The 17,527-nt window shown below is 52.5% G+C and carries 22 protein-coding genes; 13 read left to right on the top strand and 9 right to left on the bottom strand.

The window, feature by feature from the left end; all coding sequences use genetic code 11:
- Positions 1 to 195 precede the first annotated feature (195 nt).
- The 3 genes from F7231_RS04490 to F7231_RS04480 all read left to right on the top strand — a co-directional run bounded on the left by F7231_RS04490 (position 196) and on the right by F7231_RS04480 (position 3,203).
- Positions 196 to 1,233, top strand: a complete 1,038-nt coding sequence (locus tag F7231_RS04490; RefSeq protein ID WP_085414499.1) for a radical SAM protein — start codon at positions 196 to 198, stop codon at positions 1,231 to 1,233.
- Between the two features lie 188 nt (positions 1,234 to 1,421).
- On the top strand, positions 1,422 to 2,207 hold the full coding sequence (locus tag F7231_RS04485) for a ParA family protein (protein ID WP_085414500.1): 786 nt from the start codon (positions 1,422 to 1,424) through the stop codon (positions 2,205 to 2,207).
- Between the two features lie 72 nt (positions 2,208 to 2,279).
- On the top strand, positions 2,280 to 3,203 hold the full coding sequence (locus tag F7231_RS04480) for a ParB/RepB/Spo0J family partition protein (protein ID WP_085414501.1): 924 nt from the start codon (positions 2,280 to 2,282) through the stop codon (positions 3,201 to 3,203).
- 81 nt (positions 3,204 to 3,284) lie between these two features.
- On the opposite strand, the gene F7231_RS04475 is transcribed toward F7231_RS04480, so the two are convergent.
- The 9 genes from F7231_RS04475 to F7231_RS04435 form a co-directional block, all read right to left on the bottom strand.
- On the bottom strand, positions 3,285 to 3,653 hold the full coding sequence (locus tag F7231_RS04475; RefSeq protein ID WP_166691046.1) for a hypothetical protein: 369 nt from the start codon (positions 3,651 to 3,653) through the stop codon (positions 3,285 to 3,287).
- A 364-nt stretch (positions 3,654 to 4,017) separates the two neighbouring features.
- Positions 4,018 to 5,601, bottom strand: coding sequence for a DNA cytosine methyltransferase (locus tag F7231_RS04470; protein WP_166691045.1), 1,584 nt, complete (start codon positions 5,599 to 5,601; stop codon positions 4,018 to 4,020).
- Between the two features lie 12 nt (positions 5,602 to 5,613).
- A complete protein-coding gene (locus F7231_RS04465; RefSeq protein WP_166691044.1) occupies positions 5,614 to 6,279 on the bottom strand; it encodes a PD-(D/E)XK nuclease-like domain-containing protein in 666 nt (221 codons plus the stop codon).
- 5 nt (positions 6,280 to 6,284) lie between these two features.
- Positions 6,285 to 7,346: a hypothetical protein gene (locus tag F7231_RS04460; RefSeq protein WP_166691043.1), complete on the bottom strand. Its 1,062-nt coding sequence runs from the start codon at positions 7,344 to 7,346 to the stop codon at positions 6,285 to 6,287.
- Entirely contained in the window at positions 7,343 to 7,792 is a 450-nt protein-coding gene (locus F7231_RS04455; RefSeq protein ID WP_166691042.1) for a hypothetical protein, read from the bottom strand. Before F7231_RS04455 ends, F7231_RS04460 begins: the two co-directional genes overlap by 4 nt.
- 3 nt (positions 7,793 to 7,795) lie before the next feature.
- The gene (locus F7231_RS04450) at positions 7,796 to 9,205 is read right to left on the bottom strand and encodes a hypothetical protein (RefSeq protein ID WP_166691041.1); all 1,410 of its coding nucleotides are present in this window, start codon (positions 9,203 to 9,205) and stop codon (positions 7,796 to 7,798) included.
- Positions 9,206 to 9,238: 33 nt separating this feature from the next.
- Positions 9,239 to 9,598 (bottom strand): hypothetical protein, encoded by a 360-nt coding sequence (locus F7231_RS04445; RefSeq protein WP_166691040.1) that lies wholly within the window; start codon positions 9,596 to 9,598, stop codon positions 9,239 to 9,241.
- 185 nt (positions 9,599 to 9,783) lie between these two features.
- Positions 9,784 to 10,380, bottom strand: coding sequence for a hypothetical protein (locus F7231_RS04440; protein WP_229369635.1), 597 nt, complete (start codon positions 10,378 to 10,380; stop codon positions 9,784 to 9,786).
- Between the two features lie 130 nt (positions 10,381 to 10,510).
- Positions 10,511 to 10,789 (bottom strand): SH3 beta-barrel fold-containing protein, encoded by a 279-nt coding sequence (locus F7231_RS04435; RefSeq protein ID WP_166691038.1) that lies wholly within the window; start codon positions 10,787 to 10,789, stop codon positions 10,511 to 10,513.
- A gap of 166 nt (positions 10,790 to 10,955) precedes the next feature.
- Here F7231_RS04435 and F7231_RS04430 point away from each other — a divergent pair, with 166 nt between their 5' ends.
- The 10 genes from F7231_RS04430 (at position 10,956) to F7231_RS04385 (ending at position 17,470) form a co-directional block, all read left to right on the top strand.
- Positions 10,956 to 11,459, top strand: coding sequence for a terminase (locus tag F7231_RS04430; RefSeq protein WP_166691037.1), 504 nt, complete (start codon positions 10,956 to 10,958; stop codon positions 11,457 to 11,459).
- Positions 11,443 to 12,795, top strand: a complete 1,353-nt coding sequence (locus F7231_RS04425; RefSeq protein WP_166691036.1) for a phage terminase large subunit — start codon at positions 11,443 to 11,445, stop codon at positions 12,793 to 12,795. Before F7231_RS04430 ends, F7231_RS04425 begins: the two co-directional genes overlap by 17 nt.
- Positions 12,796 to 12,857: 62 nt before the next feature.
- Positions 12,858 to 13,775 carry a hypothetical protein gene (locus F7231_RS04420; RefSeq protein WP_166691035.1) on the top strand — a complete coding sequence of 306 codons (918 nt, stop codon included), beginning with the start codon at positions 12,858 to 12,860 and terminating at the stop codon, positions 13,773 to 13,775.
- A 3-nt stretch (positions 13,776 to 13,778) separates the two neighbouring features.
- The gene (locus tag F7231_RS04415; protein ID WP_166691034.1) at positions 13,779 to 14,765 is read left to right on the top strand and encodes a hypothetical protein; all 987 of its coding nucleotides are present in this window, start codon (positions 13,779 to 13,781) and stop codon (positions 14,763 to 14,765) included.
- Positions 14,766 to 14,776: 11 nt separating this feature from the next.
- The gene (locus tag F7231_RS04410; RefSeq protein WP_166691033.1) at positions 14,777 to 15,202 is read left to right on the top strand and encodes a hypothetical protein; all 426 of its coding nucleotides are present in this window, start codon (positions 14,777 to 14,779) and stop codon (positions 15,200 to 15,202) included.
- Between the two features lie 79 nt (positions 15,203 to 15,281).
- Positions 15,282 to 15,506 carry an Acb2/Tad1 domain-containing protein gene (locus F7231_RS04405; protein WP_166691032.1) on the top strand — a complete coding sequence of 75 codons (225 nt, stop codon included), beginning with the start codon at positions 15,282 to 15,284 and terminating at the stop codon, positions 15,504 to 15,506.
- A gap of 9 nt (positions 15,507 to 15,515) precedes the next feature.
- On the top strand, positions 15,516 to 15,986 hold the full coding sequence (locus tag F7231_RS04400) for a hypothetical protein (protein ID WP_166691031.1): 471 nt from the start codon (positions 15,516 to 15,518) through the stop codon (positions 15,984 to 15,986).
- 5 nt (positions 15,987 to 15,991) lie between these two features.
- The gene (locus F7231_RS04395; RefSeq protein WP_166691030.1) at positions 15,992 to 16,246 is read left to right on the top strand and encodes a hypothetical protein; all 255 of its coding nucleotides are present in this window, start codon (positions 15,992 to 15,994) and stop codon (positions 16,244 to 16,246) included.
- The gene (locus F7231_RS04390; RefSeq protein WP_166691029.1) at positions 16,243 to 16,797 is read left to right on the top strand and encodes a hypothetical protein; all 555 of its coding nucleotides are present in this window, start codon (positions 16,243 to 16,245) and stop codon (positions 16,795 to 16,797) included. The genes F7231_RS04395 and F7231_RS04390 overlap by 4 nt, the downstream gene beginning before the upstream one ends.
- Positions 16,781 to 17,470, top strand: coding sequence for a hypothetical protein (locus tag F7231_RS04385; protein WP_166691028.1), 690 nt, complete (start codon positions 16,781 to 16,783; stop codon positions 17,468 to 17,470). The genes F7231_RS04390 and F7231_RS04385 overlap by 17 nt, the downstream gene beginning before the upstream one ends.
- The last annotated feature ends 57 nt before the right edge of the window (positions 17,471 to 17,527 follow it).

The raw sequence follows: 17,527 nt of genomic DNA, 5'->3' as shown, positions 1-17,527 counted from the left end.
AACACTTCAGCTCTGAACTAAAATATAACGACAAACCCACAGACTAAGGTGGTGTTCGTAGCCCCGGTTATGGCTCATCGGACTGTGGTTTTGTTGTACTCGTTGAAGGTATCTGCTCCTGGCGGATACCTTCTTTGTTTTCCCTTTAGCTCTGGTTTATGACACCGATAGAGGTCGGGTCGTATCTTTACGTATATGACTCGTTCATCTCTTTGGGGACGTACCCGCGACGGCCTGAACTTTGCCAGTAAACTTACACCCCGGCGTATAGCCAACGCCGTACGCGTGCTGACCAGTTTCTATGCGTCGCGGCAGTCGGGGTTGCCCAACCAGCGGGGCCTACCAGTATCGCTGTCTGTTGAACCAACGACCTCCTGTAACCTCCGTTGCCCGGAGTGTCCCAGCGGCCTGCGCTCATTCACACGGCCCACCGGCATGCTGGGCGTCGACCTGTTTAAACGGACGATCGATGAGCTGCACGATACCTTATTGTACCTGATTTTTTATTTCCAAGGGGAGCCCTATCTCCACCCCAATTTCCTGGAATTGGTGCGTTACGCTGCCGACCGGAAAATTTACACGGCCACGAGCACCAACGCTCACTACCTGACCGACGATAATGCACGTAAAACCATCGAGTCGGGCCTTGATCGGCTAATTATTTCGATTGATGGTACGTCGCAGGAAGTGTACGAGCAGTATCGTGTGGGTGGCAACCTGAACAAAGTGCTTGAAGGAACCCGTAACCTGATTCGGTGGAAAAAAGAACTGAAGTCCGCGACGCCGCACGTGATCTTCCAGTTTCTGGTGGTAAAACCCAACGAGCATCAGATCGCTGAAGTGCATCAGTTAGCCCGCGAGTTGGGGGTCGACGAGGTTAAACTAAAAACGGCGCAGATTTACGACTATGAACACGGGTCTGATCTGATGCCGACCATCGAGAAATACAGCCGCTACGCTCCCAGACCCGACGGTACGTTTGGCATCAAAAACGCCCTGCTCGACCACTGTTGGCGCATGTGGCACTCCTGCGTGATGACCTGGGATGGCCGTGTCGTGCCCTGCTGCTTCGATAAAGACGCCGACCACCAGCTAGGTACGTTACAGGACCACAGCTTTACCGAGGTGTGGTTTAGCGATGCCTACCGCCGCTTCCGGCAAACCCTTATTCAGAACAGGGCCGAGATCGAGATGTGCCGCAACTGCACCGAAGGAGCCAAGGTGTGGGCCTGATTTAGTTTGACGTTTTTGGTTTGAGCTTTGAGGTTGCGTTGCTTGTTTACCAGTCGATTAGCGGGTAGCGCAACCTGAAACACCAGTCCCAAAACGTCAAACCGGTTTCTTTGTGAAACATTTTCGTGAAACGTTTCTTGGAAAGCTAGCTTGGTTCCGGCATCTTTGGGACTGCAACGCACAAACCCATGGGTAAAGTAATTGCCATTGCCAACCAAAAGGGTGGCGTCGGTAAAACCACAACAACGATTAACCTGGCTGCCAGTCTGGCCGCTTTAGAATTCAGAACGCTGATTGTCGATGCTGACCCACAGGCGAACTCCACTTCCGGGCTGGGCTACAACCCCAAGGAAATCGAAAACAGCATTTACGAGTGCATGATCGAAGATGTGCAGACGCGGGACGCCATCATTCAGACCGACTTTCCGAATCTCGATCTACTCCCCTCGCACATTGATCTGGTTGGGGCCGAAATTGAGATGATCAACCTGCAAAGTCGGGAAGACAAGATGAAGGACGCGTTGAACCAGATTCGGGATGACTACGATTTCATCATCGTCGACTGTTCGCCTTCACTTGGTCTGATCACAATTAACAGCCTGACCGCTGCTGACTCTGTTATCATTCCGGTACAATGTGAATATTTTGCGCTGGAAGGTCTCGGCAAGCTGCTAAACACGATCAAAATCATTCAGTCGAGGCTGAATACGGATCTGGCCATTGAAGGCATTCTGCTGACAATGTATGATCTACGGGTGCGTCTCTCGAATCAGGTAGTGGGTGAGGTAACTTCGCACTTCCAGCAAATGGTATTTCACACCATTATTCCCCGGAACATCCGTCTGAGCGAATCGCCAAGTTTTGGCGTACCCGTGCTGGCGCAGGATGCTGATAGCAAAGGAGCCATTAGCTACTTGAATTTAGCCCGCGAGATTCTGGCCAAAAATGGCCTCATGCCACAAGAGACCGTTTAGTCGTTGTCGTTCGACGTTGCGCACTTGAAGGAGCCTCGAACGACAACCACCAAACATCAAACTCATTGCTTGATGAACACGACCAATACAAAGGCGGGTGCGCCTAAAAACAATAAAATGATGGGCCTTGGCCGGGGGCTTGGCGCGTTGCTGCAAGACAGCGACGGGCGGCAGCAAACCAAGCCATCGCCGTATGAATCGATCAGTACCATGACCGAGATTAGTCTCGATCAGATCGAAACGAACCCTTTTCAGCCACGTACCCGGTTTGATGAGGAAGCCCTTAACGAACTGGCCGATTCGATCCGCGTTCAGGGCATTATTCAGCCCATCACCGTTCGGCAGCTCGGTAAAGACCATTACCAGCTTATTTCGGGCGAACGCCGTCTGCAGGCCTCCAAGTTGATTGGCATGCTGCATATTCCGGCCTACGTACGCACAGCCAACGACCAGCAGATGCTGGAAATGGCCCTGATTGAGAACATTCAGCGTGAAAACCTGAACTCGATCGAAATTGCCCTCTCTTATCAGCGGCTAATCACCGAGTGCAGTCTGAAACAGGAGGAGTTGGGCGAGCGCGTGGGTAAGAACCGCACCACAGTAAACAATTACATTCGGCTGCTGAAGCTTCCTCCTGCTATTCAGGCTTCGTTGCGCGATACCCGCATTTCGATGGGGCACGCCCGGGCAATTATCAACATTGAAAACCCGGAAACGCAGATCAAACTCTTCAACAAGATCATTGAAGAAGATTGGTCGGTGCGCAAAGTAGAAGAAGCCGTACGGAATCTCTCGATGGCCGACGACAATGGCCCTGCCCGGAAAACAACGCTTCCCAAACAAGAGATGCGGAGCCTGCAATTCAAGCTTTCATCAATGTTTGGCAGCAAAGTGGTTATCAAGGCCGATGAGAAGCACACGGGTGAAATCAAGATACCGTTTACCTCGCAGGAAGACCTGGATCGCATTCTAAACGTCCTGAATTATTCGGCTTAAGATTCATTAATAGAATACCCCGTTTCTGGCCTAGAAACGGGGTATTTGTTTTTTAGGGGCGTACGTAGAGGCGACAGCCTGCTAAATCGGGTTGCTGTAAGCAATGTTGACCTGGTTGTCATCGAGCGGCGTCATGAAGGCAAACAGGTCGAGCGGAGCCAGAAAAACGGTCAATTCGATCGTCTTTACGCCGGGCCTGGCTTCGTGATCAATGCGGCGCAGGTGTGGCAGCATTGCTGAGATGTACGTACCTGACTGTTCCTCCCCTCTTGGAAACTCGATGGTGTGTTTGGTACCGTAGCCATAGGATGAACTGAGGGCCGTCATCTGATCGACCCAAACCGGCTCCCCGAATTCCCTGGACTGGCTCCGGTCTACCGATTCGTAAAGCCTGAATTTTAGCAGCGCTTCAGGCTTTAACATCGTTACTTCATCTTGCAATTCAGTCATTGTATCTGTGTACTGTTGAGTTATAAAAATACTCAATTGCGGGCAGTCAAAACATACTTTACAGTTATTTAATCTGGGCTTAACGGGGCACAAAAAGCCCGCTACAATTAATTGTAGCGGGCTTTTTCTTATGGTCTAAAGAACTGCTGATATCGTGAGATGAATTCAACAAAGTCCATTAGACTTAATACTAGCTCAAGCCTGTCGGGCAATTTGTACCAGAATACAGGGGTGAGTTTTGAAAGCAGATAGATGGCGGCTGCCTTCGTTGGGCTCGTGAGCCAGTCGGGTATTCGTCTCCTTTAGAGTTCGCGGGAATTGGTTATAATGTTCCCTGCATAAATATAGCGCAAAATCTGAATTACTATACCAGCGATTCCACGCAACGCCGTACCAGCAGTTCCATCGTGGGCGGTGGGTTGGCGTTACCGATCTGGATCTGCTGTTTGTCTTTCGACCCTAGAATTATATAGTCAGTAGGAAAGCCCTGAGCCGCTGCAGTTTCATGTGGTTGGAACATGCGCCAGTAACAGTCCTCAACATTGGGCTGATTGTACGACTCGACAAGCGTTACACTGTCACGGGTCGGAATGGTCGAAACCGGGTCGGTAGCCAGTGCCGCCTGATGCGACTTATGGTACGCCTGCAAAAACGGCGCGGTACCCATTAGCCAATTCTGTATAGATGTGGTCTGCGTGGGCATCGGGTCCGTTTGTCCGCCAAAGTGGCGAGTCCCTCGACTCGTTAAGATTGCCGACGGCGGTATCACTAAGCTACTATGTATGCCTCCCGCCGAAACAGTCAATAATGGGTCCGTTGCGTGAGCCGCCCAGCTATTGTTCCGATGAATGGGAATAAATGTCCGGTCGATGTCTATCAGCATTTCATGATTGCCCGTCGTGATCGTATGGGTAGCGTCGGCCATCGTTCGGGGCGTCGAACCTTCCCGGTTAGCCAGCAAAAAAGGCGAAAACAGGTAAGAGGCTTTCTGCGTGGTCTGAGTATGCAGCGGGTCGGCAGGCGTGGCAATGCGGTTGCCCGATGGGTTGCGCTGATCGAGGATGGTCGGCCGGAGTCCAAATTTCTTTAGCCCGTATTCGATTCTGGCCAGAGTGTTCGCTGATAGTTTTGACATGCCATTAGCGGCCCGGTCGCCGATCTTAATCATCGGCAAACTAAAATCAATGCAGTTCACGGCCGCATAGTAATAGGGCAATACCTCTGCGTGACAGTTCGGACAGCGGTAGAAGTAACCACCATTCTTACCGTAGTCCTTCGAGATACAGCCACGCTTCCAGGTCTGTATGGCCTCTACCTCGCCACAACGCAAACAGGGTGCCTTTGGGCGAATGTCGAGGTTAGGTTTCCGGTTGCCCTTTTTCCAGAATACGACGTAGATGCGGTTTCGGCTCTGAGGGGCGAAATGCAGCATTTCCTCCGAGTGAGCAAACATAGCATTCAGGTATACGCATTCGTGCAGGTAACCAAGATTGTGCATTGACTGAATCCAAGGGCCGTAACATTCCCAGTCCCGTATTTCGGCCACATTCTCAACGATAACGACCTCATGCCGGTGGTATTCGGCAAACGTTACCACGTCCCACATCGTAGCCCGGCTTTTGATAGCGGCCGGATCCAGTGAGCCCTTTTTAAATAAGTCGGTTTGTCCCAGATTCTTCCGCTTACGGCCGCCGGCGCGTGAGTGTTTGGTACACTCCGGAGAGGCAATGTAGATAGTCGTCCGTTCGTAGCGGCCAGGATGCGTCTCACTTAGATTAACGCAGTCGTGTTCGGTGTCAGGATGGTTGGTATTGTGACTCTCGATCGCCAACGGCCAGTGATTACGGGCGTATTTTACTTTGACGCCAGGTACGTGTTTTGCGCCCTGGGTCGACCCGCCGCAACCACAAAAGTCGTCGGTCAGAGTTATGTCTGATGGATGTAACATAGATTGGTGTGATTAGGCTTGTTGTTCAATTCGGCTCCAGCTGCTCGGGCGCCATCCGTTCGGTTTGTCTGCCTCTTCCTTGGCTAGCGCCAGCAGGTAGCGCATTTTCTTCATGCCAGTTTGAATGAAGTCACTGTCGATGTGGTAGCGGTGGTGCCATACCTGATACGGCGGCTGCTTCTGCACACCGACGATCGAGAAGTACGCTGCCCGCTGATCGCTCGACAGGTAGAATGCGCCCTGCCGGTCGTAGTTGTAATCCTGGCACGTCTTTATGAATTCGTCTTCAGATCGACATGAGGTGGTCTTCAAGTCGATTACATGTACATATCGCCCACGATCCAGCCAGCCGTCGATCTTTGCCTTGAGCGGTAGGCCAGTAATCGGGTCGTCCCAGCAACGTACCTGTTCGTGTTCTGATTTGGCCAGTAGTGGTGCAATACTTTCATCATTCATCACCTGACCCCACATACTGCATAGTTGCCACTGCTGTGGAGCGGTCAGCAAATCCCAGCCCTCAACAGGTTTGTCAGGCTCGAGAGTCATCGTGTGAAAGGCCGTGCCGAATGCCATCGTTTCAGGCTTGACGTTGAATCGTGGCTTGCCTGATAATTCGCTCAGGTCGCTGTTGGCGTAGCGTTTGAGTTCGGTCCTGTATTGGTGTTCGGTGTAGGTCATGCTGTTTAGTCGGTGCAACCTCCACTATCGCAGGAGGTCCATGATGAGTTGAAATCAATTGCTTGCTGAACGGGCATCTTTGATATTTCCCGATAGCTGTGATTTTTGCCAAATAGCTTACCAGTTCGCTCTTCCTCCCTGGCGTACCATTCCATTTTGCCCCAATTCTCAGGGTTTGTCCACTGCTTTTGTAATTGCTCAACCCGGTGGTGAAAGCAGCCAACGCAATTACTGATTTCAGGGAACGGGAACCGATCGTATCGGCCACGCCAATAGCGTACAACTTCGCTTTGCGTTATGCCGTGTTCAATGAAGGGAAACTCGGGCGTTCGGTAATCTATGCCGCAAACCACGTTGAAGGGCGTCGGCTTCTCAATCAGTATGCCCTGTCGAACCATGTCCTCAACGTCGAATATTTCCCACCAACGGACTAGGTACGTCGGCAATCGCCACCGCTTAAATGAGGTTGTCAAGTCATAGTCAGGGTTCGGCTTTCTGTGCTTAATCGGCACCTGCTTAAAATAGAGTCTAATCGTTCGCTCAATTTCATCAGCCCGAAAGCCTATCCGCATCTGTATATGTTCGCTGGGATAATTCCAGGCGCACCAATGGTAGATGTTTTCTACCTTCAGGAACTGCGTACATAGCCGCTTTCTGGCATTAGGCAGGTAGTTGCGCTGAGAAATTAAGGTATCGAAGTCATCGAATAGACTGGCTTTTTTGCCGTGTGGGTTAGTAAGGCCCGAGAAGTTACCGGCCGCTGTAATCACAAGCCCACAACTGTCGCCGCCATAGTTAATATGTGTACTGCGAGAGTGCAGCAGCTTGCTTACCTCGTGAAGGCAAATCAGCGTATTGTCATCTTCAGCCGTGCACCAAAATCCTGACCTGAATTGCCGTACCCAGGCAAATGCTTGCTGCTGGGCCTCCGATTTCCACCACCTTGATTCGGGCTTGTAGATGCTAGATTGCTGCTCAACGAGTGCGAACAAATCAACGTTGGCGGGAAATTCAAGAGACATCATGCACGAAGTTTTGCCACCCGATATGCTGTTAATGGTGGTCATATCGGTAGTGCGTCTTTTGTGGTCAGTATCTTAACAGGGTCAGGTGTATCGGCACCCCAGAAGTTGAGCAGCCAGAACCGGCAGCGTTCAACGTACTCGCAGAATTCAGAATGCGGCATGTCGTGGGTATCGCGCACGACCATGACCATGCGGCCGGATTGGGTATCATGTTCGACGGTGTTGCACTCAGCCTTGAGCATCTCGTGGATCTTGTCGCGGCTGTAGTATTCGCCCAGTTCCAGGTTGATGACCTGACGGGCAATCTTGACGACAACGCCCCAGTAGTAGCGGTTGGCGGGATTCGAGCGGTGCGGCTCGATCTTCTTGACAATCAGCTCTACTTCGCAGTCCTGCCAATTGCCAAGCGAGTCCAGAAACTGAGCCCGCTCGACAATTGACAGTTTGCCTTTTGTGACGTTGCCATAGGTAATTACCTCTCTGGCCATAGTCTACAGGGCTTCGACTTCTTCGATGAATTCCTGAGCCAGTGCCGCCAGTCGAACGATGAATTGATTTTGCAACTCCGTCGTTTCGGGTTGATTCGTGACAGCAAGGGTATAGCTGGCCAGATTGGCCGACCATTTGCTCAAGCGGTCTTTATCAGGCTTCAACCGCTTTGCCCGTTCCTTATCGGCTTTCTGCTTTGCTTTGGCATCAGCTTCGGCCTGTTTGGCGGCTTCGGCCTGATTGAGTACCCACTGACGGAAACCGGCCAGCAGGTTGTTAAAACCTTCGTCATCAATGTCGCGCAGGTCTTCCAGTGTGATGCTCCAAGCCTGACCATTGCTGCACACGTCGCCTTCTTCATCCCACTGCCAACCTTCAGCAACCAGCAACGCCGACCGCTCACGGAATCGGGTCGATAGTTGCCGTTCGCGTTCGGCGATTTCTTCCTGTTCGCGTTGGGCGGCGGCGGCTTTGCCAATCCGTTCGTTTTCCCACGCCCAGAATTGGTCAACCATCTCAGAGAAGGCAGTTGCCGACCAATTAACTATGTCGGTGTGTGGGTAAGATGCATATTCGCTATACCAAACCCGTTTTCCGTTAGTCTCCCAGCCCAGCCCTGTCAGCTTCTCGAGCCGCATATCCAGCACCTGTTGACGTAGTTCAGCCTGTTGCTTTTCCATCGCTACACGTTGCGCCTCTGCCTCTTCCCGCTGCTTCTTGGCCTGCGCATCAAGTAGCTGTTGCTGCCTTTCCTGCTCCTGACGTTGCTTTTCCAGCGCCTCGGCTTCAGCCTGTTTCTTTGCTTCGGCTTCGCGCTGAGCTACGGCAATCTTCTCAGCCTCGACAACGACTGACGTGAATAGGGTTTGCCATACCTCATCGGTCGCGGCCTGCACTTCGATGTTATCGATTACCACGTCGCCAAGCAGGTAGCTGCCTGCTTCGTAGGTAGCGCCCTGCCGAATCAGCGACGAAATGCGGCTTTGAATCTTATCGGCTTCGGCTTTGGCCTCGGCTATTTTGCGCCGTTTCTCCGATTCTTCGTAGTCTTCTTTGATCGGCCGCAGCAGGTCTTCCGCTTTCTTGGCTTCGGCTCCGATTCGCTCACCTTCGCCGATAATCTTGTCATACTCGTCCTTATGGGGAGCGGCCAGTTCCTTGGCCAGCTTTTTGGCCCCAGTCCGCACCTTAACGGCTACCATTGTGACGGCATGGATATGATCGTAACTGGCTTTGTCGGGCGCACCGATGGCGGCCAGTTCCTCGGCCTTGGCCAGCAATACAGCCAGCCCGGCATCAGTGGCGTTGACGGTCGCCAGTTCGTCGGTATCTGGCTGGATTTCGGCCAGTTTAGCGGTGGGGATAATCTCGACAACAACGGCGTCGATCGGGGCTTCTACTTCGGTAGTCATTGGGGTATGTTGGGGGTAAGTGTGGGGGTATGATTAATATTTTAAGTCAGTCCAGTGAATGAGCCGGTAGGTTTTGGAACCTCCTGCTTCGATGGCATCATTAGCAAACCAGCTTTCAAAATCGCTGAACTGGTCAAACCCATCGTCAAGAGACAGTTTCATACATTCGATATTGCTCAGTACGCGGCCGTCGACCTGGATCATGAAAATGCCCATCGGGTTAGCGTGAATCACAATCTTCTGTACCGATTTGCAGATGCCGACTCCAAACTGACAATACTGCTTTGTGCGTATGCCAGTAGCGAAGTGAACCGTCATGCCGGGCTTCCATCGCTTGTGCTGATCTTCGCGTATAGTGTGAACTTTGGGACGAGGGGTGTCAATTGGCGGCATAGGCATAGCGTGTGTGATGCCACGCGCAACTTCTGAACAGGCTAAAATCTTGTTGACAAATCCCGTTGGTCTGCCCTTGATTTGGGTCTTGAATCCTAGTAGCATATTGGGGCTTGATTACGTGGACTGAGAAGAAAGGGCCGAACCAAGTAGCTCGGCCCTTTACTGCTTATCCACACCAAATTTTACTGAGTAAGAGCTTCGCCGGTTGGCAGTTGAGCGGGCTGTTGCGGCTCATCAATCGCGTGGGCGAACGGATTGTAGTAGTTGAAAGCCGTTTTGATGTTGGCGATGTCAGTCAACGTTTCCTGACGAAAGACCTTGTAATCCTGAGCGAACAGCTTCAACTCCTTCGACTTTTCAGGTTCGGCCATCTTGTACGAAAAGTCGGCGATGTAGTAAATCCCTTTAGGCTGGATTTTATTGTTCTCCTTCTTCTCAGCCACAGCCGTAATCACGACATCGGCAAGGGTCAGATCGTCGTAGTACAGCGGCTCGATCAACCGAAAGATATTATCGACAGAAAAGCCATGAAACAGAACGGCAGAGACACAGCCTTTTTCGTCGATGAAGAAGACCTCAGCCCAGTTCTTGACACCCATGTTCAGGATATTGTCGGTGAAGATTCGCCACGCGATCGGCTGAAACGTAAGCGTCCGGCCCAGCTTTTCCAGACCGTTGATATTGAATACGCCCTCTTTGGCATCAAACCGATATTGGCGGGGGTGGCCTTCGAGGTATTTGTATTTGCTGATAACCTCACCTGTACCCTCGTGAATCATTTGGTACGGTTTTACGAATGGGGCGGCATCGGTAGGGATGGCGGCAATTGGGGTGTCTGTCTTAGACATAGTAAGGGAGAAAGTAAGAGAGTGAAAAAAGGGCCGGGCAACCTACCCGGCCGGGTAAAGACTAATCGACAATCAGGCGGTCGGCGCGGAATGAACGGTAGTCACGCGCCAGCATATCGTAGTAGCGGACTACGGCACCGGGGGCATCCGTAGCGGGGAATTCGAGCGAACCCACGGCCCAGCGCATTGTACCGTCGCCTTTCGTGTAGAAGAATGTGGTCGGCTTAACGGCCATTGAGGCGCGGAGCTTAACGGTAGCCCATGCCTTACGCAGTGACTCGGAGAGGGAAAGACCTTTGCGGCGAAGGGCGGCGGCGAGGGTGAAAACGTGTGATTTCATAGTGTGTATGTGTTGCTGTTATTCGATGAACAAATATAGCATTAATATAAATATCTGTCAAGTATAAAGATTGACAAATAATGTAAATGGTCGCTAAACGGTGTATAAACGGCTTGAATCATATTGACAGATAATTATATTTGTCAACCATTCAACTACATACGTTATGCCTGCACCTGCGGGGAATAGTTATTCGCCTGGCCGTTCGTCAGACTATCAGCCTGCCTTTGATGAGCAGGCTCGAAAGCTGTGTTTACTGGGGGCTACCGATGAAGAGTTAGCCGACTTTTTCCAGATAGCGGAGTCAACCCTGTATAAGTGGAAAAATGAGCATCCAAGTTTTTCGGACTCCATTCAACGCGGGAAGATTATAGCTGACGCCGAGATCGCTGAATCGCTGTACAACCGGGCAAAAGGCTACTCGCATCCCGACACGCATTTCAGCACCTACGAGGGGGAAGTCACGGCGACCGACACGGTCAAGCATTACCCACCTGACACGCAGGCGGCGTCGCTGTGGCTGCGCAACCGGCAACCCAAGAAGTGGCGCGACTCCAAAGAGATCGTAGTCGACGATAAAGGCGGCGCTAAACTCAAAGCCTGGACGGCTGAAGAGATCGACGCCTTCGAAGCATTCCAGAAACAGGGCGGCGATGGGTCAGGTAATTAACTTCCTGCCAGCGTCGCGTTTCATTGGTCGCCCGGTACCGGATGGCTGTTTTGTGGTGCCTGACGTCTTCATACCGCATCTCTTTGACGAGGCACCCGTTCAAATCTGGTACGGGTCGCGCTTCTCGGCTAAATCAGCTACCAAAGCCAGGGAGCTACTGGCCCGGTCTGCTGAGGCTAAATATTGCCGGGTGATTTATGCCCGTCAGAATCAGACGGACGTCAAGAACAGCCAGTACCAGCTATTCAAGGATATTATCAACGGGCAGAAGTGGCTATCTGATCAGTTCGTGTGCCGGGATTCGGATTACACGATTCTCAACACCCGCACCGGTAATATCATGCTGGCCGGTTCCTTCGACAATCCGCAGAAGATTATGTCGATTGCTGACCCGACTGACATCTGGGTTGAGGAACCGATTACCGATAAAGGCGAGATCGGCCAGAAGGACTTTTTGAGCATGTTCGGTTCGCTGCGGAATAGCCAGGGCATTCCTCCCCGGTTTCACTTCACGTTTAACCCGATTTCGATTGATAGCTGGATCTACAAAGACATCTTCGATAAGAAGACGATACCTAGTAATCGGGTGCTGGCCAATTATGGCGACAACCCCTTTTGTCCGCAGTCAGCCTACGAGTTCTTTGCCTGGCTCGAAACCGTTGACCCCGACAAGTTCGAGATTGACGCGCTCGGCAAATGGGGGGTGCCACGGCCCGAAAACCCCTACTTCCACCGGTTGCTGGTCAAAGGCGCCAACTACTTCGGTACCTGCACCTACGATCCAAAGGTGCCCATCTACCTCAGCTTTGACTTTAACGTCACCAACTCGGTCCTGGTCATGCAAAAGCAGGGCGGCGGGTTGCAGTTTATCGAAGAGCTACACATCGAGGGGCTGGACCTGGAAGGTGTTTGTAAGGAACTGGCCCAGCGCTACGGCCGCAACTTCCTGCACTTTACGGGTGATGCGTCGGGTAACAATGCATCGGCTTACACGAAGGGCAATAAGTCGGCGTGGCAACTGATTCGCGGCTACATGAGCCAGTACGGGGCCAGGTTCTGCAACTACGACCAGGTACCAACCAGTAACATCGGCACCGACTCCAGCTGCTTCGTATCGAATGCGCTGATTTCCCACTATAACAGCAAGCTGACCATCGACAGCACCAAATGCCCGGTACTGGCCTCTGACGTCAAGCGCATGCGTCGCCTGTCTGACGGTAGCCTGGATAAGAAAGACTGTGACAAGAAGAACTACGGCCACATGGGCGATACGTTCCGCTACGCACTCTGCAACTTCGAATACAGCACCTTTCAGCGCATCCAGAAAACGGGCTAACTGCTTTTTGTCCTACGATTCTTTATCAAACCCGCCATAATCCGGCACATAATCCCTGAATAATGAAAACGACTACACAGGAAGAACGCTACACCAAAGCCCTATTCGAGCTAGTAGGTACGCTGAAAGAAGCAAAACAGGTGCCGATTGACGTGGTTGCCTTCACCAATTCCTACAAAGTCAATGCTGGCTTCTTCGATGCATTGCGCGATCTGGAATGCATTGAGAAGAATCTACTGGCCGATGGTGATCAGTTTACCCGTACGGCCAAGCTGTTGACCATTACGCCAATCGAGGTGTTGCAGCAGGAAAAGCGGGCCAAGAATAAGAAGCCAGGCATTCAGTTCTTCACGCCAAAGGATGAGCAGCCAGCCACTAAGGAAGTAGCGCCCGAACCTATCAAGTCGGTACCAGAATCTAGCAAGCCAATACCGAAACCTATCAAGGTGACGGAACAGACGTTTGGCGAGGAAATGGCCGAGATGGACGCTGACGGTACGTTGGCTAAAGAGTTGGCTAAACCTATGCCAGTGGCGAGTGATCAGGCGATCGACAGCCCGAATCCCTTTGCCAATCTCTTTGCAAAACAGCCAGAAACTGCAAAGGAAGTGCAAAGCGAATGCAAAGGCGATTGCGGCCATGTGGCTTGCACCGAGTTCGGCTGTGTCGATAAAATAGCCGATGCCTGGAAAGAGCCTGCTATGCCAACATTCGCCAATGACGAAGATGCAGTTAGCTACTGCGTTGATCTGCTCACTGGCCATTATGGCGAGGATCTGATGGTAGGCATCAGTATAGCCTCTGAGGTTAAACGACAAATACAGGTACGTGCCCTTGATCTATCGGATCATGTAGCGGCCCAGGCTGCTGAGTGGGTCAAAGAGGCTGATGACTATAAAGCCAAAGCAGACGAAGCGCACAGCAAAGCGGTAGCACTGCTCAACAAAGCTCAAGAATACCAAGCAGCCGCTAAGGCCTAATCAATGACTAATCCCTTTGCTTCCTACGTCGGTCTGCGTGGCATCGCCACCGACGTCCCTGTCTGGGTCAACGACCTGCCCGGCATGAGTACCCAACTGGTCAACGCGGTGCGCAAAGACGATCAGTCAGCAGCCGAAACGTGGGAACGCATCAACCGGCTGGCCCTGACTAAGCTGCGGTCGATGCTGGAAAACGAGTTTAACAAAACCGGTGAGTTTCAGCACACCGTCGCGCAAACATCGGTCTGGAAACTCAAAGACACGATGATTGCAACCTTACTAGAGCCCTTTGATTGGTACGGTTGCCGGTTTACGGTACCGTATTCGCCCTATCGTCAGTTGGTGATTCAGTCGCTGATTGTCGAGATCGCCGAAGTGGGTGCCTTCAACCTGCCCGTCAAGATCGTTGACCTCAACCAAAAGACGGTCACTGAGAAAACCATTGCGCGCAGTGGTGGGCGCGGGCCTTACTCGTCACTGGGCAACATCAAGCTACCTGTCGATATGTACGGGCTTGACGTGTTTGTCGGCATTGACGCCTCGGCGTTATCGCTCAAGGAACTTGGTGCATCAGCGAACGCCATGACGGGCGACTCGGGTGTCACGATGACAACGGGCGCGTTGGTGCCAAATACGTTGGATGCGTCAGGGTTTGCGGCCAGAAGCGCCTTTGTCTGGATTGCGGCGACCGTCAGCCATTCGCTCGACAGCGTCATCGAAGGCTTTGCCGCTGATCTGGCTGACTGCTACAATCACATACTCGGCAGTTTGCTGATGGCTGATAAGCGGGGGTCGAATCGAATCAACCTGTACACCAACACCAATCTGGAATTCGCCAGGGAGAAGGAGGTCGAATTTATCGACGAGGCAACCGTGCTGCTCAAACCGCTGGCCCGTCGCATCGTGACCGAGATCAACGCAGCGCCTGCCTCTATCGTGGTGCCTGATCCAGACGATCAACCGGGGTACTACCCGATTTCATTAGTGTAACAATTACCCGTATGACAGAGCAACAGACAAACGAATTAATTGAACTGGCTAAGATCAACCCAGCAATGGCCAACACGGCGCAGGAGTTGGAGCGTTTAGCCAGCTTGGCCAACGATGAAGCAGCCAAAAACCTGTTGATCGGAATCATGCGCGGCTACCTGTCCTGTGCCGCTGATGACTGTCACCCGTTTCTGGAACCTATGCCGTTGGTTCAGCCGCACACCGTTTGGCGGGGCGAGGGCGATGTTGGCAATGTGGAAACCTACGACGCTAACGGTAGCCCTGTAGCGGTGTGGCGTACGACCAGCTTCATGCATCGGCTCCAATTCCTGTATGATGGCATGCTGGCAGTGGTGTACGGCAGCGCTCCTATTCAAGCCCTGCAACTACGGCTCGATCTGAAAGAGCTAAATATCCACCTGGAAGAGATCGGATAATATTCATACCTGACTATGAATAGTCAGCAAACCCCTTACAATTCAATCTAACCGCGGTTTTCGCCGCACATAATCAGACATGGAACAGACGTTCGGACAAAAGGCAGTAGGCCTCTCATTCAACCCTTCAAATTCAGATGCTGTCGGCCAGTGTAAGCAGGGCTTTGCTGACCGGATTGACGAGATGAACAATCTCCGCAACTCATCAACGAGCGGTGAGCAAAAGCGACTCTGTAGTGTGGCAATTACTGAATTGCAGACCGCGCAGATGTGGGCTGTAAAGGCGCTTACCTGGAAGGACTAAAACTGCCCCATGTACAAGATCGAAACCAACGCGGAACGTGTGCTGCAACGGCTGATGGCTACTATCTCAGGCGCTGAAAACGACTTGCAGGAGAACCTGGCTGAAGCAGCACACGACGCGTTGGCGTTGATCGCACACCGGATTCAGCAGAACGGCAAAGGACAGAACGGCCAGGCATTGCGCACCAAATCAGCCAAGCGGCTCGGTGCCTATTCGCGGGGCTACGGTAAGAAGCGCACTGAACGGGGTCGGCAGACTGATCGGGTCGACTTTACCAATAGCGGCGACATGTTCAACGAGTGGAAGGTATTGTCGTCGGAGCCACGGCAGGCAACGGGCGGCTTTGCCACGCAGGAGGCAGCCGACCGAGCCGAATACCTCGAAGCCTATTTCGGGCCTTCGTTTGGGCCGTCAAACGACGAGCGGGAGGCCGTGACGGATGGGTTTAAAGATCGATTACACGTAAAACTAAAGCAGTAAAACCAATGGAAATAGGTAATCAGGCGGGGACGCGGGAGAACGGATACTGGGCCTTTGCGCCATACATAGGCGCGTTTCGCCTCTTCTCTATCTGGAAAAGCAGGCGCGACCGGGTAAAGCCTAAGCATAAACGCCACTATGGATTTTCTCTTCTCGAATGTGGCCGATTCTATCGATCGCTGATTGCTTTTGAGGTGCGTCGTCAGACGATCATGATTGTCTTATTTGGCTTCTATAAACAGTTTAAGCTCAAATCATGATTACCGAAACCATCACCGCTATCAACGCAGCCCTCGACAACTATCCCGGTCCGCTGCACAATCTGGACGGCAGACCGTCGCGCCTGCTCGGTCTGTGTCGCCCTGTCTTCAGTCAGGAGGAAAACCGCACGACGCTGATCACCAGTGAGGGCGAAACCGTAACCGATGACGATTCGCTCGGCTGGCTGTCGTGCCACACCACGCAGGGGGCCAACGTGACCAGCTACGAGCAGTTCGGTTCCTTTCAGCGCCCCTACTACGATTACATCATGCGCATCATTCTGCTATCGCGTGATCCTAGCGTGATGGGTCGGCTCATGCTGGTACTGCCGACGGTGCGCGACGTGCGGGTCGTTGGTCGCATCGATGACAATGCATCCGACGTCATGCGCCGGTTTCTGGGCTGGCCTGCTGATAAGGCCAAGTCGCTTGATCCGGGTTTGTACGCCTATTCGATGCAGTACGCCATTGAAGGCGTGTCGCACGAAGATTTGACGGCCTTTTATCAGGAATTGAAACCACAAGATCGCCGGTATGCACCCCAACTTTGAAGAAGCGCTTGACGCTGGCCTGCTCGAAGAAGCCTTTACCCACGAAGACGTAACGTACTACTGTGCGACCAACTCAGGGGCAAACCTCGGCATCAAACGGTACGCAGCCATCGGCGATCTGATGCGGCGCCACGACGAGCTGCGGCTAACTGATGACGTGCTGACCTCATCGTTTAAGCTGATGGCCGATCTCAACCAGCAACAAATCAAGCTGATTGCAACGGGCTCGGACGATATCGCCCCGTCGCTGGAAGTCAACGCCATCATTCGCCGGTTGCAGAGTCGTCAGTCGCTGGGTATCGATGTGCAGATGGTGTATGAACTGGCGTCACTCTGGTACATGAGTGAAGATGAAGACCCACTCGACTACGACCCCGACATCAACCGAAAGAAAGTAGCCAGTTGGGTACGTGATGCCTCGCTGTATGGGCGGTTTGCGTCTGATCCGCTGGGAAAGTTCGTGCCCTTACAGCAGCTATACGAGGGCGCTACCCAGTCTGCTTTGAGGGCCATGAATCAGGAGGAAATCTGGGATTTGACGCGCATCCTCTTACTGAAGGAATCGCTTGGGCTGATGCCCGCTACGACGACCACTATCGAATCGCGCAGGGAGACCCTGTACGGTTACGATGGCTTACTGAGTGTACCGTTGAGCCCTACTTCGAATACGTAGCGGGCTACATACGCCACACCAGGGCAGAGATTGACCGGCTGGAATCCCAGCAAAGCA

It is taken from the genome of Fibrivirga algicola, assembly GCF_011742925.1.
GTDB classification, from domain to species: domain Bacteria; phylum Bacteroidota; class Bacteroidia; order Cytophagales; family Spirosomataceae; genus Fibrella; species Fibrella algicola.
The sequence above is the reverse complement of the archived record's forward strand: the minus strand, read 5'-3'. Positions and strand labels throughout refer to the sequence as shown.